19 protein-coding genes, 1 tRNA gene and 1 pseudogene are annotated in these 20488 nt (G+C 60.0%); 13 read left to right on the plus strand and 8 right to left on the minus strand.

Features of this window, described 5'->3' with window-relative positions; all coding sequences use genetic code 11:
- Both NKI16_RS26615 and NKI16_RS26620 read right to left on the minus strand, forming a co-directional pair.
- Positions 1 to 991, minus strand: a 991-nt coding sequence (locus tag NKI16_RS26615; RefSeq protein ID WP_352923893.1) for a DUF4350 domain-containing protein, incomplete at its 3' end; no start/stop codon positions are given.
- The gene (locus NKI16_RS26620) at positions 988 to 1620 is read right to left on the minus strand and encodes a DUF4129 domain-containing protein (protein ID WP_352625245.1); all 633 of its coding nucleotides are present in this window, start codon (positions 1618 to 1620) and stop codon (positions 988 to 990) included. The genes NKI16_RS26620 and NKI16_RS26615, both read right to left, overlap by 4 nt.
- A 144-nt stretch (positions 1621 to 1764) precedes the next feature.
- On the opposite strand from NKI16_RS26620, the gene NKI16_RS26625 reads away from it, so the two are divergent.
- Together NKI16_RS26625 and NKI16_RS26630 are read left to right on the plus strand one after the other, a co-directional pair.
- Complete coding sequence (locus NKI16_RS26625) at positions 1765 to 2547, plus strand: hypothetical protein (protein WP_352516778.1); 783 nt, start codon at positions 1765 to 1767, stop codon at positions 2545 to 2547.
- A 154-nt stretch (positions 2548 to 2701) separates the two neighbouring features.
- Entirely contained in the window at positions 2702 to 3487 is a 786-nt protein-coding gene (locus tag NKI16_RS26630; RefSeq protein ID WP_352579802.1) for a hypothetical protein, read from the plus strand.
- Positions 3488 to 3544: 57 nt separating this feature from the next.
- On the opposite strand, the gene NKI16_RS26635 is transcribed toward NKI16_RS26630, so the two are convergent.
- The 3 genes from NKI16_RS26635 to NKI16_RS26645 are packed head-to-tail and all read right to left on the minus strand — an operon-like array spanning position 3545 to position 6281.
- Entirely contained in the window at positions 3545 to 4324 is a 780-nt protein-coding gene (locus tag NKI16_RS26635) for an N-formylglutamate amidohydrolase (RefSeq protein ID WP_352625247.1), read from the minus strand.
- A complete protein-coding gene (locus tag NKI16_RS26640; protein ID WP_352625249.1) occupies positions 4324 to 5637 on the minus strand; it encodes a type I glutamate--ammonia ligase in 1314 nt (437 codons plus the stop codon). Before NKI16_RS26640 ends, NKI16_RS26635 begins: the two co-directional genes overlap by 1 nt.
- Positions 5634 to 6281 carry a cysteine hydrolase family protein gene (locus NKI16_RS26645; protein ID WP_352625250.1) on the minus strand — a complete coding sequence of 216 codons (648 nt, stop codon included), beginning with the start codon at positions 6279 to 6281 and terminating at the stop codon, positions 5634 to 5636. The genes NKI16_RS26640 and NKI16_RS26645 overlap by 4 nt, the downstream gene beginning before the upstream one ends.
- 152 nt (positions 6282 to 6433) lie before the next feature.
- Between NKI16_RS26645 and NKI16_RS26650 the strand changes: the two genes are divergently transcribed.
- The 7 genes from NKI16_RS26650 to NKI16_RS26680 all read left to right on the plus strand — a co-directional run bounded on the left by NKI16_RS26650 (position 6434) and on the right by NKI16_RS26680 (position 12951).
- Positions 6434 to 7156 (plus strand): helix-turn-helix transcriptional regulator, encoded by a 723-nt coding sequence (locus NKI16_RS26650; protein ID WP_352625252.1) that lies wholly within the window; start codon positions 6434 to 6436, stop codon positions 7154 to 7156.
- Between the two features lie 83 nt (positions 7157 to 7239).
- Positions 7240 to 7896: an acyl-homoserine-lactone synthase gene (locus NKI16_RS26655; protein WP_352625254.1), complete on the plus strand. Its 657-nt coding sequence runs from the start codon at positions 7240 to 7242 to the stop codon at positions 7894 to 7896.
- 83 nt (positions 7897 to 7979) lie between these two features.
- Positions 7980 to 9443, plus strand: a complete 1464-nt coding sequence (locus tag NKI16_RS26660) for a hypothetical protein (RefSeq protein WP_352625256.1) — start codon at positions 7980 to 7982, stop codon at positions 9441 to 9443.
- 423 nt (positions 9444 to 9866) lie between these two features.
- On the plus strand, positions 9867 to 10028 hold the full coding sequence (locus NKI16_RS26665; protein WP_352923896.1) for a hypothetical protein: 162 nt from the start codon (positions 9867 to 9869) through the stop codon (positions 10026 to 10028).
- Between the two features lie 118 nt (positions 10029 to 10146).
- Entirely contained in the window at positions 10147 to 10791 is a 645-nt protein-coding gene (locus NKI16_RS26670) for a hypothetical protein (protein ID WP_352625260.1), read from the plus strand.
- Between the two features lie 569 nt (positions 10792 to 11360).
- Entirely contained in the window at positions 11361 to 11792 is a 432-nt protein-coding gene (locus NKI16_RS26675) for a YybH family protein (protein WP_023674442.1), read from the plus strand.
- 733 nt (positions 11793 to 12525) lie between these two features.
- Positions 12526 to 12951, plus strand: coding sequence for a hypothetical protein (locus NKI16_RS26680; RefSeq protein ID WP_023674443.1), 426 nt, complete (start codon positions 12526 to 12528; stop codon positions 12949 to 12951).
- 155 nt (positions 12952 to 13106) lie between these two features.
- Here the strand turns inward: NKI16_RS26680 and NKI16_RS26685 are convergent, their stop codons facing one another.
- Positions 13107 to 13529 carry a CBS domain-containing protein gene (locus NKI16_RS26685; RefSeq protein WP_023674444.1) on the minus strand — a complete coding sequence of 141 codons (423 nt, stop codon included), beginning with the start codon at positions 13527 to 13529 and terminating at the stop codon, positions 13107 to 13109.
- 765 nt (positions 13530 to 14294) lie between these two features.
- On the opposite strand from NKI16_RS26685, the gene NKI16_RS26690 reads away from it, so the two are divergent.
- A complete protein-coding gene (locus tag NKI16_RS26690) occupies positions 14295 to 15269 on the plus strand; it encodes a hypothetical protein (RefSeq protein ID WP_352625272.1) in 975 nt (324 codons plus the stop codon).
- 388 nt (positions 15270 to 15657) lie between these two features.
- Here NKI16_RS26690 and NKI16_RS26695 read toward each other — a convergent pair.
- Positions 15658 to 15731: transfer RNA gene (locus NKI16_RS26695), tRNA-Gln, on the minus strand.
- Positions 15732 to 15850: 119 nt separating this feature from the next.
- Positions 15851 to 16783 carry a lysylphosphatidylglycerol synthase domain-containing protein gene (locus tag NKI16_RS26700; RefSeq protein ID WP_352625275.1) on the minus strand — a complete coding sequence of 311 codons (933 nt, stop codon included), beginning with the start codon at positions 16781 to 16783 and terminating at the stop codon, positions 15851 to 15853.
- Between the two features lie 324 nt (positions 16784 to 17107).
- Here NKI16_RS26700 and NKI16_RS26705 point away from each other — a divergent pair, with 324 nt between their 5' ends.
- From NKI16_RS26705 to NKI16_RS26715, 3 genes and pseudogenes are all read left to right on the plus strand, one after another.
- Entirely contained in the window at positions 17108 to 18538 is a 1431-nt protein-coding gene (locus NKI16_RS26705; RefSeq protein ID WP_352625273.1) for a Ppx/GppA phosphatase family protein, read from the plus strand.
- Positions 18535 to 19230, plus strand: coding sequence for an RlmE family RNA methyltransferase (locus NKI16_RS26710; RefSeq protein ID WP_023674449.1), 696 nt, complete (start codon positions 18535 to 18537; stop codon positions 19228 to 19230). The genes NKI16_RS26705 and NKI16_RS26710 overlap by 4 nt, the downstream gene beginning before the upstream one ends.
- A gap of 99 nt (positions 19231 to 19329) precedes the next feature.
- Positions 19330 to 20459 (plus strand): annotated as a pseudogene (locus NKI16_RS26715) (IS481 family transposase).
- Positions 20460 to 20488 lie beyond the last annotated feature (29 nt).

The following is a 20488-nucleotide window of genomic DNA, read 5'->3' on the forward strand; positions in this document are numbered from 1 at the left end:
CAACCCGCCGCCCCTCGGGCCCCCCCCCCCGCCCCCGCGGCCCGCCCCCCGCCCGCCCCCCGCGCGGCGACCCCCCCCGCCCCCGGGTCCCTCCGCGTGCGCCGCGGGGGGCTAACCGCGGCGGGCCGAACCGGCCAAGGCCATGCAGGAACGCCAGCGCCGCAGCGATCAGGATCGTCAGTGTCAGCGCCAGGAACGGCGGCTCGACCAGAAGCTTGGCCAGATCATACTTCCGCCCCGCGCCGTGCAGCGTCAGATCGAACATCACCGGGCCGTCGTCGGGCTGGAGCAAGGCAATCAGCCCGAGCGCGGCTGCTGCCTTTTCGGGATCCTTGAGGGCGGCGTTGTTGATCAGGTCGGGGTCAGTCAGGATATAGAACGGCTTGTCGTCCAGTTCGGTAAGCACAGCCTTGTCATTGCCGGCTGCGATGAGAGGGTACTTGTCGGCCACCCACTGCAATTCTTCGGGTGCGGCAACCATGTTGCCTTCGATGTCGAGTTGCTTTGCCGTGCTCTGGCCGGCACCGATCGTCGCATCGGCGATGCGGCCAAGCCATTCGTTCACCACCGAACCGGGCAATCGCCCGAATTTCATGTTCCAGCTTTCATGCCCCTGCAGCGGCAGGATCTGCCATTTGGGCAGCACGAAGAGCGTGTTCTGGTCCTGGCGAAGATTGAGGATGTGGTCGAGCGCCTCCGGATCGCTGTCGGGCGAGATGGTGACGATCAGCAGTATATCTCTGGCAAGATCGTCTTCGGTCCGCGCCATCAAGGGCGCTTCGCCGGTGAGCCGCAGCCATTCCGCCAGGCCGGCGTAGCCCACACCGCTTTTCGACAGCGGCGTGGCGCCGCCATTGCCGGGTTGCCGGAAATCGGGAGCATAGGTGGACAGCAGGAAGAAACCGGCTGCCGCAAGGAGGCTGGCGAAAATCCCCCAAAACAGTGTCTTTCGATTGAACGGCTCCTGTGCCTCGACCGCCGGTGCACTCACGTCCAGGCATCCCGGAAGGCGAAACGTTCATAGGCGCCGCGCGCCTGCCGCCAGCCTTCCGCGCCGACCGGCCGGCGCGCGAACAGCGCCGCCTCGACAATGCGGGCGATCTCGGTAAACGCATGGCGCGCCCTTCCCGGCAGGGAAGAGGCATTGGCGATGTCGCGCGCGGTGAGCGACGGGCGCAGGAAGTCCGGCAGCCGGCCGGCAATATCGGCGACGCTGCGCCGAAGCAAAAGGTGAACCGCCTCGTCATAGTCGCCGCGTGCGGCCAGCGCATCCGCTTGCGACAACAGGATCTGCGCGGCGCCGGCGTCGGGGCGCCAGGCTTCTTCGTCTTCGACTTCGGGTCGAGCGCGCTGCCACGGCAGCCGCCAGGCGATGCCTTTCACCTCGAGGAAGACCAGAAGCAGGATGATTGCTGCGCCCGATATCACCGCCCCCCAGAACAGATAGATCATGTAGGGACCGAGCCACGACAAAAAATCCTGCAGCGGTTTCAGCCACTCGGGCGGCTTCGGCGGCACATAGGCCGGCAGGTCGAACTGGATCGACTCATCGGCGATCAGCTGCTTGTGCAGATTGGTCAGCCGTTCGGCTTCCGCTGTGCCTGGCTGTGCCAACGCCACCCGCTCCCCTGCAACCTGTGGTTCCCTGCCGACACTGACAATGCAGAACAAGAATTGCAAGTGGGCTGGACGCCCACCGTTAATCTTGGCAGAATTACTATTAGGGCGCCGTGATACTGTTACGGCGAAACACGGGGGGAAATCATGGCTTCAACGACACTGGAACGGCCTGAGAAATTCGAGATCGGCAGGGTGTTCAACAACAGCTTCGCCGTGATCGGCCGCAACATCGGCTTGTGCCTTGGGCTCGCGCTGCTGTTTTCAGGCTTGCCGGCGATTATTCTTCGGCTGTGGAGCCAACCGCAAATAGATGCGGTTCTGCAGGGCGACCCCGGCGCCGCGGCCGATCCCTCGATGATGTTTCGGAATTCATGGTTTACGATTATTGCGGGATTGCTATCCTTCGTTTTCGCGCTGCTGCTCCAGTCGGCGCTGGTGCGGGCGACGATCGAGGACTTGAACGGCAAGCGACCGACCTTTGGCGACTGCATTCAGATAGCCATCCGCAATTTGCTGCCGACCCTCGGTATTGGCCTGCTCGTCGGCCTGGGTGCGGGCCTGGCGTCGATAGCTTTGCTGGTTCCCGGCATCATCTTATGGCTCGGATGGTGCGTGGCGGTGCCGGTTCTGATCCAGGAGCGGCTTGGCGTGTTCGGTTCGATGTCGCGTAGCCGTGTCCTGACCAAGGGCAACCGCTGGCCGCTATTTGGCCTCTTCTTGATCCTGATGGTCATCGCGATGGTCATCCAGTGGGTGATGCTGGCAGTCATCGTCATGTTTGGCGGGATCATTGCCGATGTGGCGGCAGCCTTGGTGTCGACCGTACTGTCGATGGTGCTGTCGGTCGCCACGGCGGTCAGCTATGTCGAGCTGCGTCAGGTCAAGGAAGGCACCAGCGTCGAAGAACTGTCGCAAATCTTCTCGTAGCAAAGTCGCGCGGCTGCACCACGTCGGGACCGGCCTGAACATCAGGCGGGCCCGGCGAGCCGCGACAGCCGTTCGCCATGCTGCCGCCGGCGGGTCAATGTCGGCCAACACCGGGTCGCAATGACGGACCGGTCAAAACAGGTAGAGGTATATCGTGGCGTCAATAACGCTGGACCAGCCCAACAAATTTCGCATCGGCAGGGTTTTCGGCGCCAGTTTTGCGGTCATCGGCCGCAACCCCATGCTTTGCCTCGGACTTGCATTGCTGTTTTCGGGTTTCCCGACCCTTGTTTATGAGCTTTGGATGCAGGTGCCGCAGGCCGGCGTCGCCCGAGGGGATCCTGATGCCGCCCTCGGCGGCCTCCGCATGATGTCTCGTGATTCTCTGATTACGTTCGGCGTCGTGTTGATGTCCTTTGTCCTGGATCTGTTGCTTCAGTCTGCGCTGGTCCGGGCGACTATCGAGGATCTGAACGGCAAGCAGCCATCCATTGCCGACTGCATCAAGATAGCGATCGGCTGTTTTCTGCCAACGCTCGGCGTCGGGCTGCTGGTCGTCCTGGGCGCAGGATTGGGCTTGATCCTGCTCGTCATTCCCGGAATCATATTGTGGCTCCGGTGGCTGGTAGCGGTGCCGGTTCTGGTACAGGAACGGGTCGGCGTGTCTGGCTCCATGGCGCGCAGCGGTGAACTTACCAAAGGCAGCCGCTGGGCACTGTTCGGCCTGTTCTTCGTTCTGATCGTGGCCTCGGTGGCCATTCAGTTGGCACTTGAAAGTGCTGTCGAACCGTTGGGCGGCATAGTGCGAGCTGTAGTGGCGACTTTGGTGTCGACGATATCGTCAATGGTGACGTCGATTGCCACCGCGGTCAGCTATGTCGAGCTGCGTCAGGTCAAGGAAGGCACCAGCGTCGAAGAACTGTCGCAAATCTTCTCCTGAGGACGGTGGCCAGGCCGACCGTAGGCTCTCGCTTTGCGCTCACTCGGCCGAGCTCTTTCACGACTCCTTAGTCAGCTGTGCCGGCAAGACGGCCGCCAGCCGCTTCGCCCATTCCTCGATGCCCGAGCGGCCCGCCAGCAGGTCCTGCCTGATCTCGATGAGGACCGCGGGAATGCCGCGATCGTCGCCATGGACGGGTATGGCATAGTCGCCGTCGCGGCTGATCACGTAGGGCTCGTTTGCCGCGGCGTTGAGCCCGCTGTCGGCGCGCAGGCCGGCAAGCACTGCCTGGCCGAAATCGACTGCCCGATCGTAAAGCACGCCGGCGTGCCAGGGCCGCGCAATGCCGAGGAAGACCGGCGTGAAGGAGTGGACCGTCGCGATCCGCGTCGGTCTGCCCTGCTTCGCCCGGTCGTCGAGATGGGCGGCCACGCGGTCATGAAACGGCGCGAACATGATTTCGGCACGCCGGCTTCGCTCCTCCGGATCGAGGCCGACATTGCCGGGGATGCCGGTGTCCTCCGATAGCGCCGGAATGCTGCCGCTGGAACCAAGCGGCCGGTTGAGATCGATCAAAAGCCGCGAATAGGAGCTGAGGAAAGCCGGAGCATCGAGCAGCTTCGACAGAGCGCGGGTCACTTCGGCGGCGCCGATGTCCCAGGCGATATGGCGCTGCAAATGGCTGCTGTCGAGACCGAGCCGCGCATACTCGGCCGGGATGTGATTGGACGCGTGCTCGCATATCAGAACGATATCGGAACGCCCCGTTTCGTTGATTGCTTCGACCGCTGGAAGCCAACCTTCCGGTAGGATGGCGCTGGCAAGCGGCTCAGCCATCAATACAGCGTCCGGTAGAGATCGCAGACAGCCACAGGATCGAGACCGGCGAGGCGCTCGGTCTCATGCCGCTTGAGGCCGACAAAGGTCTCGACGAACACCGGCGCGAACCATTCGGTGACGGTCTTGTCGGCGAGAAGCGCGTCGAGTGCCGTCGGCAGCGTTTCCGGCAGCCGCACGAGGCCAAGCTTCTTGCGCTCGGCAACGCTCATCTGTGTCGGGTCGCCCGAGACCAGCGGCGGCGCCGGCAGCTTGGCTTTCAGCCCCTCCAGCCCGGCGCGCACGATCGCCGCCAGCGACAAATAGGGATTGCCGGTGGCGTCGGCTGCCCGGTACTCGATGTTGTGCTGCCGCGCCGGATCGCGCCCGCCGATCGTCACCGTCGGGCAGATGCGCAGGCTCGCCTCGCGGTCGCGATCGGCAAGCCAGGTGTAGGACGAGCTCCAGCTATGCGGCTTCAGCCGGTAGTAGGACGACACACTCGCCGCCGTCATGGCGGTGACCGCGGGCAGGTGGCGCAGCACGCCGGCACAGAACGAAGCGGCACGGCTGGAAAGGCCGCCAGGCTGGGCCGGATCGTAGGTCGCCGGCTTGCCGGCCTCGTCGACGAAACTGAAATGGATGTGGACGCCGTTGCCGACGGCATCCGGCGCGATCTTGGGTGCGAAGCTCGCCTGCCAGCCGGCACATCGCGCGACTTCGCGCGTGATCTCGCGAATGGCGACGGCGCGATCGGCCGCGGCGAGCGCATCGGCCGGCTCGCATGTCACCTCGAACTGGTCGGTGCCGAACTCGGCGATCACCACTTCGGGCGCGACGCCGGCTTCCGCCAGCGCCGCCATCAGATTGGCGGCAAACGGGTCGGTGCGGCGCAGTGCTGCCAGCGACATCGAATGAGCCGGGCCAAAGTCGCCCTCGATATGGAATTCATGCTCGAAGGCGGCGATGACGGAAAGCCCGGCCGCTGTCTTCAACTCCGCCAGCGCATCCTTGAGCATGGTCCGCGTACAGCCGACCCACGGGCTGCCGTCGAGTTCGACGATGTTGCCGGCGACCATGTCGAAAGGCGTCGCCGATCCGGTCAGCGCCGTGCGGAACCGCGCGTTGAGATCGGGAACGAGCCGCACATCGCCTGACGAGCCCCAGGGATTGGGATCGACGATCGAGTTGAACGGCGTCAGCGACAGATTGGCCTGCAGCCAGCCGACGCCGGTCGCGGCGATCTTCTGCAGCTTGCTTTCGACCACCGAGCGGCCGCGCGTGATCGCCGACAGGTCGGTGGTGACGACGGCAACGAGCGGTTCGACGGTCATGCAGCTTTTCCCAAGGCTTCGAAACGGCCCGTAACGGTGGCGGTATCAGTGACCCAGCAATAGCCACCGAAGGCTTTTAGCGCGCCGTCATGACGCTCCTGTGAGGCGGCGGCGCAAGCATCGGATACGCAGGTGACGAGATAGCCGCGATCGGCGGCATCGCGCACCGCCATGTCGACGCACTGGTCGGTCATGATGCCGGCGACGATCAGATAACGCACGCCGAGGTTTTTCAAGACATAGTCGATGTTGGTTGAATTGAAGACACCCGACGATGTCTTCGGCAGCATGATCTCGTCGCCGACCGGCGCCAGCGACGGCACCGGCAGGCCGTCCGGCCGGCTCGGCGCGATATGGATCGGCGTCAGCTTGTGGTCGAGCGAGCGGTCGCGGCCGTCCTCGGTCAGGCTCTGGATGATGGTGTGGATCACCTCGACGCCGTTGGCCCGCGCCGCCGCCAGCAGGCGCTCCTGGTTAGGGATCGTTTGCGACGCGGTCTGCCGGTAGAGATAGTGGTCGGGACCGCGCTCCGGATGCGCCGGATCAGCACCCGGCTCCAGCCAGACGCGCTGCATGTCGACCAGCAGCAGCGCGGTTTCGCCGGCCCGGAACGGCTCGTTTCGTTTCGGCAATGATGGCGCCATGCTTGGTGGTCCTGCTTCGCTGATCACGTGTGGCTGATTTAGCTGATTTTGGTCCACGCGTCCTGCGTGGCGGACACACTTATTGGGAGTATTCGAAGTCTCTAATTTAAGGTAAGCTTTGTTTTCGGGCGTGGAGACGGGGGGTCTCTGTCATGATCGATTCAGACGTGTTCGACTTTGTCGAACGCTGCAGGAAACACACAGCTACCGGGCCGCTTCTGGGCGACCTGCTCGAAACCGTGCGAAATCTCGGCTTCGAGCACCTGATCCTGAGCGGCGTGCCGCTCGGTGGGCAGAAGCTTGCACCGATGGTCGAACTGAATGGCTGGCCGGCCGGCTGGTTCGAACGCTATGTCGAGGCCGAGCATGCCGCGGCTGATGGTGTTTGCATTTACTCGGCAAAGACCTTGAAGCCGTTCCTTTGGTCGGAAGTTCCGGCAAAATGGTCGGATACGGAGGGCTCACGACGCGTTGCCGGCGAGGCGACTGAGTTCGGCATCTGTAGCGGCTTCGCCGTACCGATGCTCAGCGTTCATCATTGGCAATCCGTGCTGTCGTTTGCCTCTTCCGCGAAGGCCTGCGCCCTGTCGCCGCGCCATCAAGTGCAACTGGTGACGATGGCGGTATACGCGGGCATGTCGATCCAGGCCTTGGCGAATGACGATGGTGATGATGAGGGCGTGCTGACCGACCGCGAAAAAGAAGTGCTCTTGTGGGCCGCGGCCGGCAAGACATCATCTGAAACCTCGCAGATCCTTGGCCTTACCGAGCGCACGGTCAAATGGCATTCGACGCGGGCCCGCGAGGCTTTTGGCGTCGCCACGACCACGCAAGCGGTCGTCGAGGCAGTGCGCCGCCGTCTGATCCATCCCTAATCGCGTCAACTGTCCCATCGGACAGGTGACGTATATTAGCGCGACTGCGAGTATCCCTTTGAGAACGATCGGGGGATCGCGCCATGATAACGGCCCACGTAGTCAATGCGCATAACAAGCATCTCTATGAAAACGAATTCGACGAGTTTCTGCGCCGGCGGCACGACTTCTTCGTGCACCAGAAGCATTGGCGCCCTCCGAGCCCGGATGGTCGCGAACTGGATCAATTCGATACAGACGCGGCGACATACCTGCTGGGCATTGAAGACGATCGCGTAGTGACTTCGGCTCGATTGATCCCAACGAGCGAGCCGCACATGGTCTCGGAGGTTTTTTCTCACATGTGTGAAAAATCGGGCGTCCCGAGACGACCCGATTGGGCCGAATGGACGCGCACATTCGTCGTCCCCGACAAACGCACTGCCGGACTGAGGGGCACGCTGACGCAGCTGTGCTGCGCGGTGATGGAATACGCGCTCGACGAAGGACTAACCGCCGTCGGCGGCATCCAGGAAACCTACTTCATGCCGCACCATGGCGCGCTCAAATGGCGGGCCGAGCCGATGGGCATGGCCAGGGAAGAAAACGGTGAATGGTACATCGTCGCGTATATCGAGGTGAACGAGGCGGCGCTGGCGAGTGTGCGGAAGATACTGGGGATTGAGCATTCGTTGCTGGTTCGGCGGGGGATGCAGGTGCCGTTCGTCGACATTTCGAGTTGGCGCGTCGTCCCTTTGTAGTGCTAATCCCGGCCGCCTCATCTCTCTATTCGATGGAATCTCAACTAGTTCTATTGTAAATCTATAATATGGGAGGATCTCACATGATATCGACCCGTCAACTTCTTGCGACATTCACCTGCTTGACTGCGACTGCGCTCCTAACGACAACAGATGCTCTCTCCGCGCCCAAATTTAGCAAGGGAACATCGATTAAGGGCGCCATCGCTTATCAGGATGCGGACGTGCCCAGCCAATTTTACTACCTTCCCCTGAGCGCTGACGTCTTGCTGGGCGAGCGGCTAAAATCCTTTAAGGTCACGCATTTCGGCATAGGCCGTTCCTACTTTGTTCAAAGCGCCTCCGGCGAGATCACCAGCCGTGTTGGCGCAATTCTCTCGGGTGTTATCAACGTTGATCTTTCCGATAAACAAAGAGAAGAGCTGATTGCGCAAATCAAGAAAGACTTCGCTATTGAAAGTCCTAAGTTATTGCCCATGGTGCTGCGATCACCAAAAATCACGTCGACCGCACTGGATCAGACGCTATCGTTTGGGGAAGGACTGGAGCAGAATCTGCCTCCCACGATACAATTCGGGGCTGATCTCAACTATTCAATTGGTAGTCTGAACTCTGGCTTTGGCCACATTGTTGCTGCGCAGCAGGTAGGTTCAGATATTACCGCCAATCCTCATTTCGGATTTAACGTTGTTGGCAAGGCTGAATTTGTTGGAGATCCTTGGATAGCGAAGATTCATTGCGATTTGTCTAAAGTATGGAGTCAGGTGCGGTCGAAGGCATCTGTTTCGGCGAGTGTCGGTTGGTTTCGGTTGGGATCGGCTACCTATTCTAATGTTGCACAAGAACTCAAAGACAGTGGTGCGTGTACGTTTAAAATGGACGAAGGTAGTCTCGATACTGCGACTTACGGACGGCAAGTCATGGATATGACAAAGAAGATTTTCGAGGCCATTAATCAACAAGCAACCGAGGGTACTGGGTTTTTCAAATTCGACACCAACTATCCTCAGGCGGAAGCAATTCCAAGCGGCGGCGGTGGTGTTGGCCTATTTGGCTTTTCCGTTTCCGTAAGCGGTGGGTATAGCTCGGCTTATTTTAAGCAATCAAAAGAATGGAATGAGACTGTTTCCTATACGGGACGCTTTGAATCGGAAGTGGCTTTCGGAACGACGTTAGCGGTGAATTGCGGGCCTGAAACCAAGCAATTTTTCCAAGATCTTGGTGACGCGAAGGAATCGTGTGTGACCCAGGAAAAGGCGGACCTGCTGCGCGAGAGGCTCCGTCGAGAAGGTGCTGCAAAGCTAAAGAAATATGAGGAGCTAGTGGCAAAGCTGAGCGCAAATCCTCCGCAAATAACTCAAGAACAATATACTGCGCTAAAGGCGTTGTATGATAGGCTTAGCTTATCCGAATTTGTGGACGGCTTCGTGACTTACCGGGTTCAAAATGAAGCTGGCGCAGACTTGGTGGATCCTAAAATGCCGGCACTTCAGTTTGGGCTGAGCGGGGAGCGCCTTCAAGAGCTAGAAGCTCACGCGATTCAATAGATGCGGCACCAGCCCTTCTGGCTTCTTTTCGGAGCGATTTGCGGCCTAAACGCTGCCGGATGTGCTCGGTTGCCGGCACCTGTACAGGTGTCGCCACCTTTGCTTGCTGCTCCTATCGCGCCTAACCCCTGCAATTGCCCAAAACCTCCGCCTCCACCTCCGCCGCCAACTTGCAAAGAGATTGCGCACTCGCTTGAGCCGATAGCCGATACGATCGCATACGCGATAATAATTAGAAGCGAGCCCCGGCCAGAGTGCTTCTTGCCTGCGCAAGTACCGATCATCACTGGCCCTGATACCCCTCTTACTTTTTACGTGCGCCTAGTATTTAACGACAACATATTGACCCCTGTGTCTGGCCGCAGACTAAAGTTTTCCATTGTGGACTCTTTTGGATTTTCTGGTCCTCAGAGGGAGATCAATTTGTCAGCCGCCGCAACTGGTCCGGACGGATTTTCACAAATCAATGTCATCTTCCAAGCGCACGATATTGGAGTATATCGCCTGCGGGTGGACTACGATGATCGCGGAATCGATAATTTTTCATTTTCTCCCAATATCATTGTCATTAGTCATCGCGCTTAGTTTTAGCCAAGCGCGGTGAGCCGAAGGCGAACGTTGAACCGTTGACTCTAACCGCGCGCAAGAGAGAATTAGGCGAGGCGTGGTAGGTTCCTGCAGCGCCTCATGGGGTTCAATCGTCATGCTGGTCACCGTCGGCGACAAACACTTCACACGTGGAAAGTCGCGCCTATTCAGCACGGTGTGGCTCGCCATGCACCTGACAGATGCGCTTGCTATCACCGGATTGGTTATGCGCGGCAAAATCGACCTTACAAATGATAAGCAAGCGATGTGTATTATATGTAGTTCGCTGCCGCTTGAGATACTATTTCCCATTATTCACCCAATGAAATTAACGGTTGCCAATACTAAGATTGACGAAATAATTTTGGAGATAAAGGCTAAAGGCAAAACGCCAGTTCCCGGAGATCATATAATAGAGGAATTTACTCAAATTTATAACCGCATGATTTATGCTGTGTTCCTTCAATTCTTTGAATTTCATCGCCCGCATATTCAGTCAGTTTTCGGGACAGACACGAAAGGCTGGCCACAGATTTTTCAGTTTGCATGGCTCATCCGAAACGGAGTTGCTCATCACGGGGGCCACCTTAATTTTACAAACCCGAATTATCCCCCTGTGACATGGCATACGTATTCATATTCGCCAGCGGATAACGGAAAGCCGATCCTCGGTGCACATTTCACTGTGAGCGATATGTTCGCTTTTTTGTTCGATCTATCAGACGAGCTAGACGCCATCGGCGCTCCGATGCCGAATTAGGAATATTTACCCATATTCCTTAGCGTCCCGGCTCAAAGTCTGCTATATTGAAATCATCGGCTTCCGTTCGATAACTCCCAACTCAACCGTATGAACACCTACATCCCGAACGACGGCATCCAATCTCTCGCGCCTCGAAGCGCGGGGCGTTGGGGGTGGCCGGCCGTTCCCCGATCTAACGAATTACGGTGACAGTGCACTAATTTCTTTTCGCCGTGTGCCTCGTTTTCCGGGTTCTCACGGCTTTGCCGATTTGCCCGGCGACGCTCTCGGCCCACCGGTGCATCGATAACCGCGACATCGGCGACGGGGCAATACTCGATGAGCAGTTCTTGTGGAACACATAGTCTTCCGACGTGAAAACACTTTGGCTCGCCCGTACGGTGCCGGGGATGCGGCAGACCGGGAACGCCGGCAAGGTGCACCACGCGACGGGGGCGACATGGTAAAAAGTGCACTCACCGTAATTCTGATCTATACTCCGGACACCAGCCCGAACGCCTACGGCAAGGCGAAGGGCGGATGAAGCGCTTGATAGAGCTCTCTTTTAGTCATGGGGCGATGTTAAGATGTTAGCCTCCGACCTGACGAAATTTATCGAGCAGGATCATCTGGCTCTGGATGCCTTCGTAAAGGGCGATCCTGAGCCCCTGAAAAACCTCTACTCGCGACAGGACGACGTCATTATTGCCAATCCCTTTGGCCCGCCGGCGAAGGGATGGAGAAAGGCCGCTGAGACCATGGAACGGGCCGCCACCAATTACCGGCACGGCAAGGCCATCGGCTTTGAGCGCATCTCGGAGTATGCGACAGCCGACTTAGGATACATCATCGAGGTCGAGCGGTTCCAATCCAAGGTCGGTGGTGGCAACAAACTGGTGCCGATTGCGCTTCGAGTCACCACCATATTCCGGCGCGAGGAAGGCGCGTGGAGGATCGTCCTTCGTCATGCCGATCCGATAACCTCGGCACGCCCGCCGACGTCCATTGTCGGGGAGTAGAAGGGTTGCCGGAGAGGTTTTAGGAATTACGGTGACAGTCCGCTATTTTCTTTTCGCCGCGCGCCTCGTTCCGGGTTCTCACGGCTTTGCCGATTTGCCCGGCGATGCTCTCGGCCCACGGGTGCATCGAAAACCGCGACATCGGCGACGCGGCAATATTCGATGAGCAGTTCTTGTGGAACACATAGTCTTCGGACGTGAAAACACTTTGGCTCGCCGGTACGGTGCTGGGGGATGCCGCAGACCGGGAACGCGGGCAAGGTGCACAATGCGGCGGAGGCGACATGGTAAAAGTGCACTGTCACCGTAATTCATCCTTAGCGGCCAATTTCCCGCGTCGCATCAACAATCTAGGTCATTTTCGGTTTCGCTTTAGGCAGCGCGGCCAGCAAGAGCTGGTGCTGTTTCTTCTTTCTCTTCGACGTGAGGGCTCACCCATTCGTCGGTTATCACGCGGCTGACCAAGGTGCCCGGCACCGCTTTTCTCAAGGCACGCAGCAAAAAGTATCTAACCCGCTCGGACAGTCAAGAGGTGTGGCAGGCAGGCCATGCGCAGCCAGCCGCAGCGAGCCGCCAAGACGCGCGAAGCACTTCGGCGGTGTAGGACAGCGGCACGCCAGAACGCGCGCAGGCCAGGCGTTGGCTTGCCCAATTGTGTTTTGACTATTTGGCTGAACGGGCGCGTAAAACATCAGGTTCGCCCGGTCGGGCGAACTAACTCAGGGAGGATGTTATGAAGATGAATCGACGTAATGCTCTCGCCCTTGGTGCCACCTCGTTGGCGGCCCCGCTATTGGTCGCAAAGCCCATTCCGGTAGCGGCCAAGACCTACGGTCCGACTGATGGCAAAGAGATTTTTCCCGGCGTTCGGCTCGTCGAACTGGGAACACGAGACTCCCATATCAAGGGGTACAAGAAAATTGCCATGGAAGACGTCGTCTACCAGCCAAAGGCAACTAGCCCGCTCGGGGATGTCATGGCCGACGATATGGTCTGCACGGTCACTGAAGGCGAGCTGCAGGTCACGGCCGGAGACATGCAGTTCACGGCCAAGGAGGGTGACGTATGGAGCTGCGGCAAGGGTAGCACGAAGGAGGCTGCTACGAACAACGGAACAGCGGTCGCAGTGATGCGGGTGATTAACCTGAAGGCTGCATAAAGTTACCCACACTCTGGCGACTGCAGACGCTCCAGCCGGCTTCGGCCGGCGGGCTTTTCCGGTGCGCCACGGCCTCGATGACCGGACATTTCTGCCGGCGCGCTGTGGCCAGCGCGGCGGCAGACTGAGGCCTTAGCGCACGGGCGAGCCGCCCTTCAGTGGTGGTGGGCGGAAACGCTCTTGACGTATTCGGACACCAGTTCCCTCGGTGCCGACTGACTGACGTCGCCGACGCTAAGGATGCCGACCATCCGCATATTCTTGTTGATCACCGGCAACCTGCGGATTTTCAGTTCTTCCATGTGCCGTACGGCCTTGGCCAGATCGTCGTCTTCGCGGCAGCAGTGAATGCCGGCCGTCATAACATCGCGCGCCGTTGCGATGCGGCCGTCGAAACCATCTTCTGCCAGTCCGTTGCAGACAATATCGCGGTCGGTCACCATTCCGATCAGTCGGTCGTTCTCTCCAATGGGAATCGACCCGATATCCTGGGCTCGCATCATTTTCGCCAGTTCGGTGACAGCGGTTTCGGGGCTGACCCAGTCGACACCCTTATGCATTGCGTCTTTGACTTTCATGGCGGACCTCCCTTGCTGGGTTGGTGAATGTCCCCTGTCCCATTCTAACGCGGACGGGGTTTGGCTGCCAGAGGTCATCATCCAGACCCGCATTTTGCGGTGGTTGTCATGCGGAATTACGGTGACGGTGCACTTTTTACCATGTTCGCCCCGCCGCATGGTGCACCTTGCCCGCGTTCCCGGTCTGCCGCAGCACCGTACAGGCGAGCCAAAGTGTTTTCACGTCCGAAGACTATGCGTTCCACAAGGACCGCTCATCGAATATTGCCGCGTCGCCGATGTTGCGGTTATCGATGCTGGGGGATGCGGCAGACCGGGAACGCGGGCAAGGTGCACCATGCGGCGGGAGCGACATGGGTAAAAAGTGCACTGTCACCGTAATTCCGGTGCACTATTTTCTTTTCGCCGCCTGGCTCGTTTCCGGGTTTCGCGGCTTTGCCGATTTGTCCGGCGATGCTCTCGGCCCACGGGTGCATCGAAAAACCGCAACATCGGCGACGCGGCAATGCTCGATGAGCAGTTCTTGTGGAACTTACAGTCTCCGGACGTGAAAACACTTCGGCTCGCTCGTACGGTGCCGGGGGATGCGGCAGACCGGGAACGTGGGCAAGGTGCACGTGAGGCGGCGGCGACATGGTAAAAAGTGCACTGTCACCGTAATTCACTGCCGAAGCAGGAATTGATATAAACCGTGGGAATCGCGAGGCCGCCCTTGCGGGGGTGACGCCGGCGCTGCATCCTGACCAGAAGGCCCGGGGGGACACCGTGAACCTATCGAGCAGCGCAGCGAAAGGGCGAGCCGTCCTGACGCGAACCTGGAACCGAATTCGGTTCTGGTGCAGCTTTCCTTTTGCTCGCCTCGGTTTTTGGCTTCGGGAACGCAAGCGCTACAATGCGATGTTCCCGCGACGCTGGCTGAGTCCTGCCCAGATCATTGACCACGACCTCGAACTTGTAGACGATGATGATGTCGGCAAGCTGGATCGATCGTTGCTGGATTTGCTTGTTGCCAGAAGGGATCATCTTAAGTCGTCAAGTGGGAAATTCACCATTTTAAATATATCACTTTTTACCTTTTTGGTTGCGAACTACTTTCACCTAGGAACCGATGTTAGCGTCTATGGAATTTCTATTAAAAGCTCTCCAGGTGTTGCGGAATCTCTTCTCGCTATATCAAGCACGCTCGGAATATACGCGGCCACCCTCCAGGCCAACATAGCAATCGTCGACGGGGCTATAGCCCACCTTCTCAAGCGGATTTTTCCTCGGGGTATACTCAATGTTATGCAGTTAGCTTTGATTCCAGAGACTGCCATCGGGAAATACTTTCCATCGAATATACCACATCTGGTTTTTACAGGTTTTCATTCGGCTGCTTCCAAATATTTCGTATATTTTTATTTGATGTTGTTGATTGTAGTAATAGCATGCGTGTACGCAATAAATATGCTTCTGATGAAGGAAATATGGATCGCGTCATCTCTTGGAGTTTACAGTAAGATAATCGTTGTCTATGTCTTTATTTGCGGTATTTTTGGCGCAATGTTTCTATTGCTAACCAGGTTTCCTTCTCCATACCGAGATTATTCGGTGCTCCACAAGATGCAAATTGCAGAACAACTATGGCCGGATCAGGCATCGGACCTTCGACAACAGCTTTACGGGGCCAAAATCGAGGACCGGGCCGATTTAGAATGTCGAGGATACATCAAGCCTTACAAGCTGCCAGAAGGAGCTTGAATACGAGCGGGGCGGCCCCGTCTTGCCACAAGAGCCTGCCTACGATCCGTCACTCCATACCGGAATACGATTGATTCCCAGCCGGCGGATACGAAGGCCGACAGCCTCGCGCTTGGTCGCGGAAAATGGCTCCACTTCCAGCCTGCCGTGATCCTTGCCGTCTTCGCATTTTCATTCGGTAAGCCAGCGAGTCGATGTCCACATCGCCAAAAATCTGGATCAGATCATCGGGGAAATAATTGTAGAGCTCTTGCAGTAGCCGCAGCGGATGCGGACCAGCCCGCTGCCGTCGTTCAAATTGGATAGCGGCTAACAGTGTGGCGTGTCGCGGCACGAAATTGCAGGAAACGAAAAATCCCGATCGCCATAAGTCTCTGATTTGGCTTGTTGGCTGGGGAACCTGGATTCGAACCAGGACTAACGGAGTCAGAGTCCGTGGGTCTACCGTTAACCTATTCCCCAGCAGGCGCGGCTGTTGAAAACCACACGGGCAGGGCGACGATGTCGCCGCGCGTGCCTTGTAGCCGCCGCCGGAAAATAGTCAACCCTGTGTTGGGGTTCAATCGTCGGCTTCTGGCGCTTCAACTCTCGCTGCGGCTATATTGCGAGTGCTCGAAGAACAGCACCACGCCGAGTGCGATCAGCAGCGGGATGATCAGGTAGAACAGCCGGAACACCAGCAGCGCCGCCAGTACGCCGACCTGGTCCATGTGCGACAAGCCGGCGAGGAACACCACCTCGAATACGCCGAGCCCGCCCGGCGCATGTGAAATCTGCGCGATCGAGAACGACACCAGGAAGACGCCGAGCACGACGAAATAGCCGGGATTGCCTGATGCGGGCAGGGCGAAGAAGATGATCGCCGCCGCCGCCAGGAGCTCGATCGGGCCGACCAGCAATTGCCGCGCCACGATCGGCAGCGCCGGGTAGTGCAGCTGAAAGCTGCCGATCCTCAGCGGCCTCAGATGCAGCCAGCTGCCGAAGACATAGGCCGCCACCACGAGCAGCATGGCGAGCCCTGCGGCTTGCGACAGCTTGTGATGCGGCGTGCCGGAAAACCGGTCGATCACCTCGGGCTCGAGCAGCAGGACGATGCTTGAGACGAACAGCGTCGACAGCACGAAGGTGATCCAGCAGATCGCCACCAGAATGCCGACGTCCTGCCCGGTCAGGCCCTTGGTGCCGTAAGCGCGGTAGCGGATCACCGCACCGGAAAATACCGAGCCGCCGATATTGTGCGACAGTGCGTAGGTGGTGAACGAGCAGAAGGTGACGAACAGCCACGATACTTTCTTGCCGATGTGCAGCAGCGCGATGTGGTCGTAGCCGGCGAGCGAGGCATAGGCGACGACCGAGCTCAGCGCCGCCAGCACCCAGCCGCGCGCCGGGATGGCGATTATGCCGGCCCAGACATCGTCGAGCGAGATGCCGCGCAATTCGTGCAGCAGCAGCCACAGCGAGAACACCACAGCGGCGATGCCGATCACGGGCCAGAAATAACGCCTCCAGTTCATGGCCTGACGATCATGCGTTGCAGCCCGTACCCGTTTTCCGGTTCGCAGCATGGCCGCGGTTCCCGAATGATTTACCCCTCCATTTCAGAAATGCCTCATTGAAGCCGGCTATTCAACCGCGAAGGCTTGTTGTGGCGCTCGCGCCTTCCCTTCTCCCCAGGGGACAAGGGCTCACCGACGTCGCCGGCTTTCATGCCGCCGGCAAAATTCGCCGCGAGCACTCTTGGTGATCCGGCCGTGCGCTGATAGTCTGGCGGCAACTTGAACATGTAAAAGCGCCTGCTGCGTCCGGTCTCGGTTCGCGCGGCGCCGGAAGGAACGACAGTGGAAGACCACGACGCCGGCGCTGGCGCGCCGGAAGTGGGCGTGTCCAGGGGTTCGCCGACGCCGTCCGGCCAGGCAAGCCCATCCGCCGGACGCTACGGCCGTCAGGTGCAGCCCCGGTCCGGCAATTTACAGGCTGGCGACACGTCCCACGATCACAAGGGTCAGAACGGCCCGCATCAGAACGGCAAACCCAAGAAGCGGCGCAAGCGCCGGCGCGGGCGCAAGGTTTTCGCACGCGACGAGGCTCGTCCCGTGGCTGCCGGCACTTCGCTGCCCGCCGCCGGCGAGGCCCCGGCCGCTCGCCCGCCCCAGCCAGCGGCTTCGATCGCGCCCCAGTCCTCGATCGCGCAATCGGCTTCGATCACGCAATTGCCTCCAGCCTCGCCAAGGCCGGGGCAAGGTGCCCGCACACCGCCGCCGCTGCAGGAATTACCGGTCTTTGCCGCGCTCGATCTCGGCACCAACAATTGCCGTCTGCTGGTCGCGGTGCCGACGCGTCATGGCCAGTTCCGCGTCATCGATGCGTTCTCGCGCATCGTCAGGCTGGGCGAGGGCCTTACCGCCAATGGCCGGCTTGGCGACGCCGCAATGGATCGCGCGGTCGAGGCGCTGAAGATCTGCGGTGACAAGTTGCGCAACCGCAAGGTCAGGAAGGCCAGGCTGATCGCCACCGAGGCCTGCCGCACCGCCGCCAACGGCGTCGAGTTCCTCGAGCGCGTCGAGCGCGAGGCCGGCCTGAAGCTCGAGATCATCGACCGCCAGACCGAAGCGCGGCTGGCGGTGTCGGGCTGCGGTTCGCTGGTCGAGCGCGACACGCAAGGCGTCGTGCTGTTCGACATCGGCGGCGGCTCGTCCGAAATCGCGCTGATCGACCTCACCGGCCACCGCTCGCCAAGGCTCGCCAACCACATCGTCTCGTGGACCTCGCTGCCGGTCGGCGTCGTCTCGCTGGCCGAGCGTTTTGGCGGCCGCACGGTGACGCGTGAGATCTTTGGCGACATGGTCGAGGATGTCGCAATACGGCTGCGCGCCTTCGACGGGCGCGACCGGCTGAGCCACCTCCTGTCCAGCCCGAAATTCCATTTGCTCGGCACCTCGGGCACAGTGACGACGCTGGCCGGCGTCCACCTCGATCTCGAACGCTACGACCGCCGCCGCGTCGACGGGCTGTGGATGGATCGCGACAGCGTTGACCGCATGGTCGAAAAGCTGGTCGGCTGGGATTTCCAGCAGCGCGTCGCCAATCCCTGCATCGGCGCCGACCGCGCCGACCTGGTTCTGGCCGGCTGCGCCATATTGGAGGCGATCCGTGCCGTCTGGCCGTCGGAGCGGCTGCGTGTCGCCGACCGTGGCCTGCGCGAGGGCATACTGAGCGAATTGATGGCCGATGACGGCGTCTGGCGCAACAGCGGGCGGGGCCGGCAATGACCAAAAAACCGGAAAGACCGAGCTCCGCCGGCATTCGCGTGCTGAAGACGAAGATCAAGAAGAAAAGCGGCTTGAAGGAATCGTCGCGCCGCTGGTTGCAGCGCCACATCAACGATCCCTATGTCCAGCGCTCGAAGGCCGACGGCTATCGCTCGCGCGCCGCCTACAAGCTGATCGAGATCGACGACAAGCACCATTTGCTCAAGCCCGGCATGAAGGTGATAGACCTTGGCGCGGCACCCGGCGGCTGGTGCCAGGTCGCCGCCGCGCGTACCAAGTCGACCGCGGAACACCCTAACGTCGTCGGCATCGACTATCTCGAGATGGACGCCGTGCCGGGCGCGCCGGTGCTGCTGATGGATTTCCTCGATCCGCAGGCACCCGAAAAGCTGGCCGAGACGCTGGGCGGCCAGCCCGACATCGTGCTCTCCGACATGGCCGCACCGACCACCGGCCACAAACGGACCGACCACATCCGCACCATGCATCTTTGCGAGGTGGCGGCCGATTTCGCGCTGTCGGTATTGAAGCCTGGCGGACATTTCCTCGCCAAGACGTTTCAGGGCGGCGCCGAAAACGAATTGCTGGCCAGGCTGAAGCGGAATTTCCGCTCGGTCCATCACGTCAAGCCGCCAGCCTCACGCGACGAATCGGTGGAGCTGTATTTGCTGGCGAAGGATTTTAAGGGGTAGCGCCCTTTCCTTCTCCCCTTTGTTTGGACTGGGGACATCGCGAACAGATGTGCGAGGACATCGCGAACAGTTTTGCGCTTTTGCGCGAGGGGGTTCGGGATGCCATTCGAGGACAGAAGCGTGATGAAGCAGAAGCTGGAGTTTGTAAGGCTGGCGTCGGCGAAAGGCGCGAATGTAAGCGTGCTGTGCCAGCGCTTCGGTATCGGCCGGACCTGTGGCCACAAGCTGCTTTCGCGCTATCGGATCGAGGGGGAGGCTGGGCTGGTCGAACAGTCGCGGCGGCCACGATCGAGCCCGGCGCGCAGCGCGCCGGAGGTGGAAGCGGCGGCCCTTGCTGTGCGTATGGCGCATCCGGCTTGGGGTGGACGCAAGATCGCGCGTGTGCTTGTCCGCGAGGGCATCGGCACGCCGGCGGCCTCGACGGTAACCGGCATCCTGCGTCGCAACGGCATTGAGTTGGGAACGTCGGGCGGTGGAGCGCAGCCCTTCATCCGCTTCGAGCATGCCGCCCCCAACGATCTGTGGCAGATGGACTTCAAGGGTCACGTCGCCTTGCGTTGCGGCCGCCTGCATCCGCTCACCGTGCTTGATGACCATTCGCGCTTCTCGGTCGCGCTGTCGGCCTGCGCCGACCAGACCACCGCAACCGTAAAAGCCCGGCTGGTCACCGCCTTCCGCCGCTATGGCTTGCCGTGGCGCATCGCCACCGATAATGGCCCGCCCTGGGGCGATGGCGGCCGCAACGACTTCACGCTGCTCACCGTCTGGCTGATCGAAACCGGCATCGCCGTCAGCCACTCCAGGCCTTGCCATCCCCAGACCCTCGGCAAGGAACGAGCGCTTCCATCGCTCGCTCAAGGCCGAGGCGCTGCAGAGAGCCCTTCGCCGATCTCGCCAAGGCCCAGGACGCATTCGACCAGTGGCGCCATGTCTACAACGCCCAGCGTCCCCACGATGCGCTGGACGGCGGCGTGCCGCTCGATCGCTACTGGGCATCGCTGCGCCCTTATCGCGAAACGGTCGAGCCGTTCGAATACGCCAAGGGCGATCTCATCCGCCGCGTACAGCAGCATGGCTTCGTCTCCATTCTTGGCCGCACCATGCGTTTGTGCAGGGCCTTCACAGGAAAATCCGTCGCTTTCAGGCCCACCGCCACAGACGGTGTCTTCGACGCCTGGTTCAGACATCAGAAAATAGAAACCATCGACCTCAATGTCCTGGCGCGATAGCATGCAAAACTGTTCGCGATGTCCTCGCA

The organism is Mesorhizobium sp. M0698, assembly GCF_040320455.1.
Classification (GTDB): Bacteria; Pseudomonadota; Alphaproteobacteria; order Rhizobiales; family Rhizobiaceae; genus Mesorhizobium.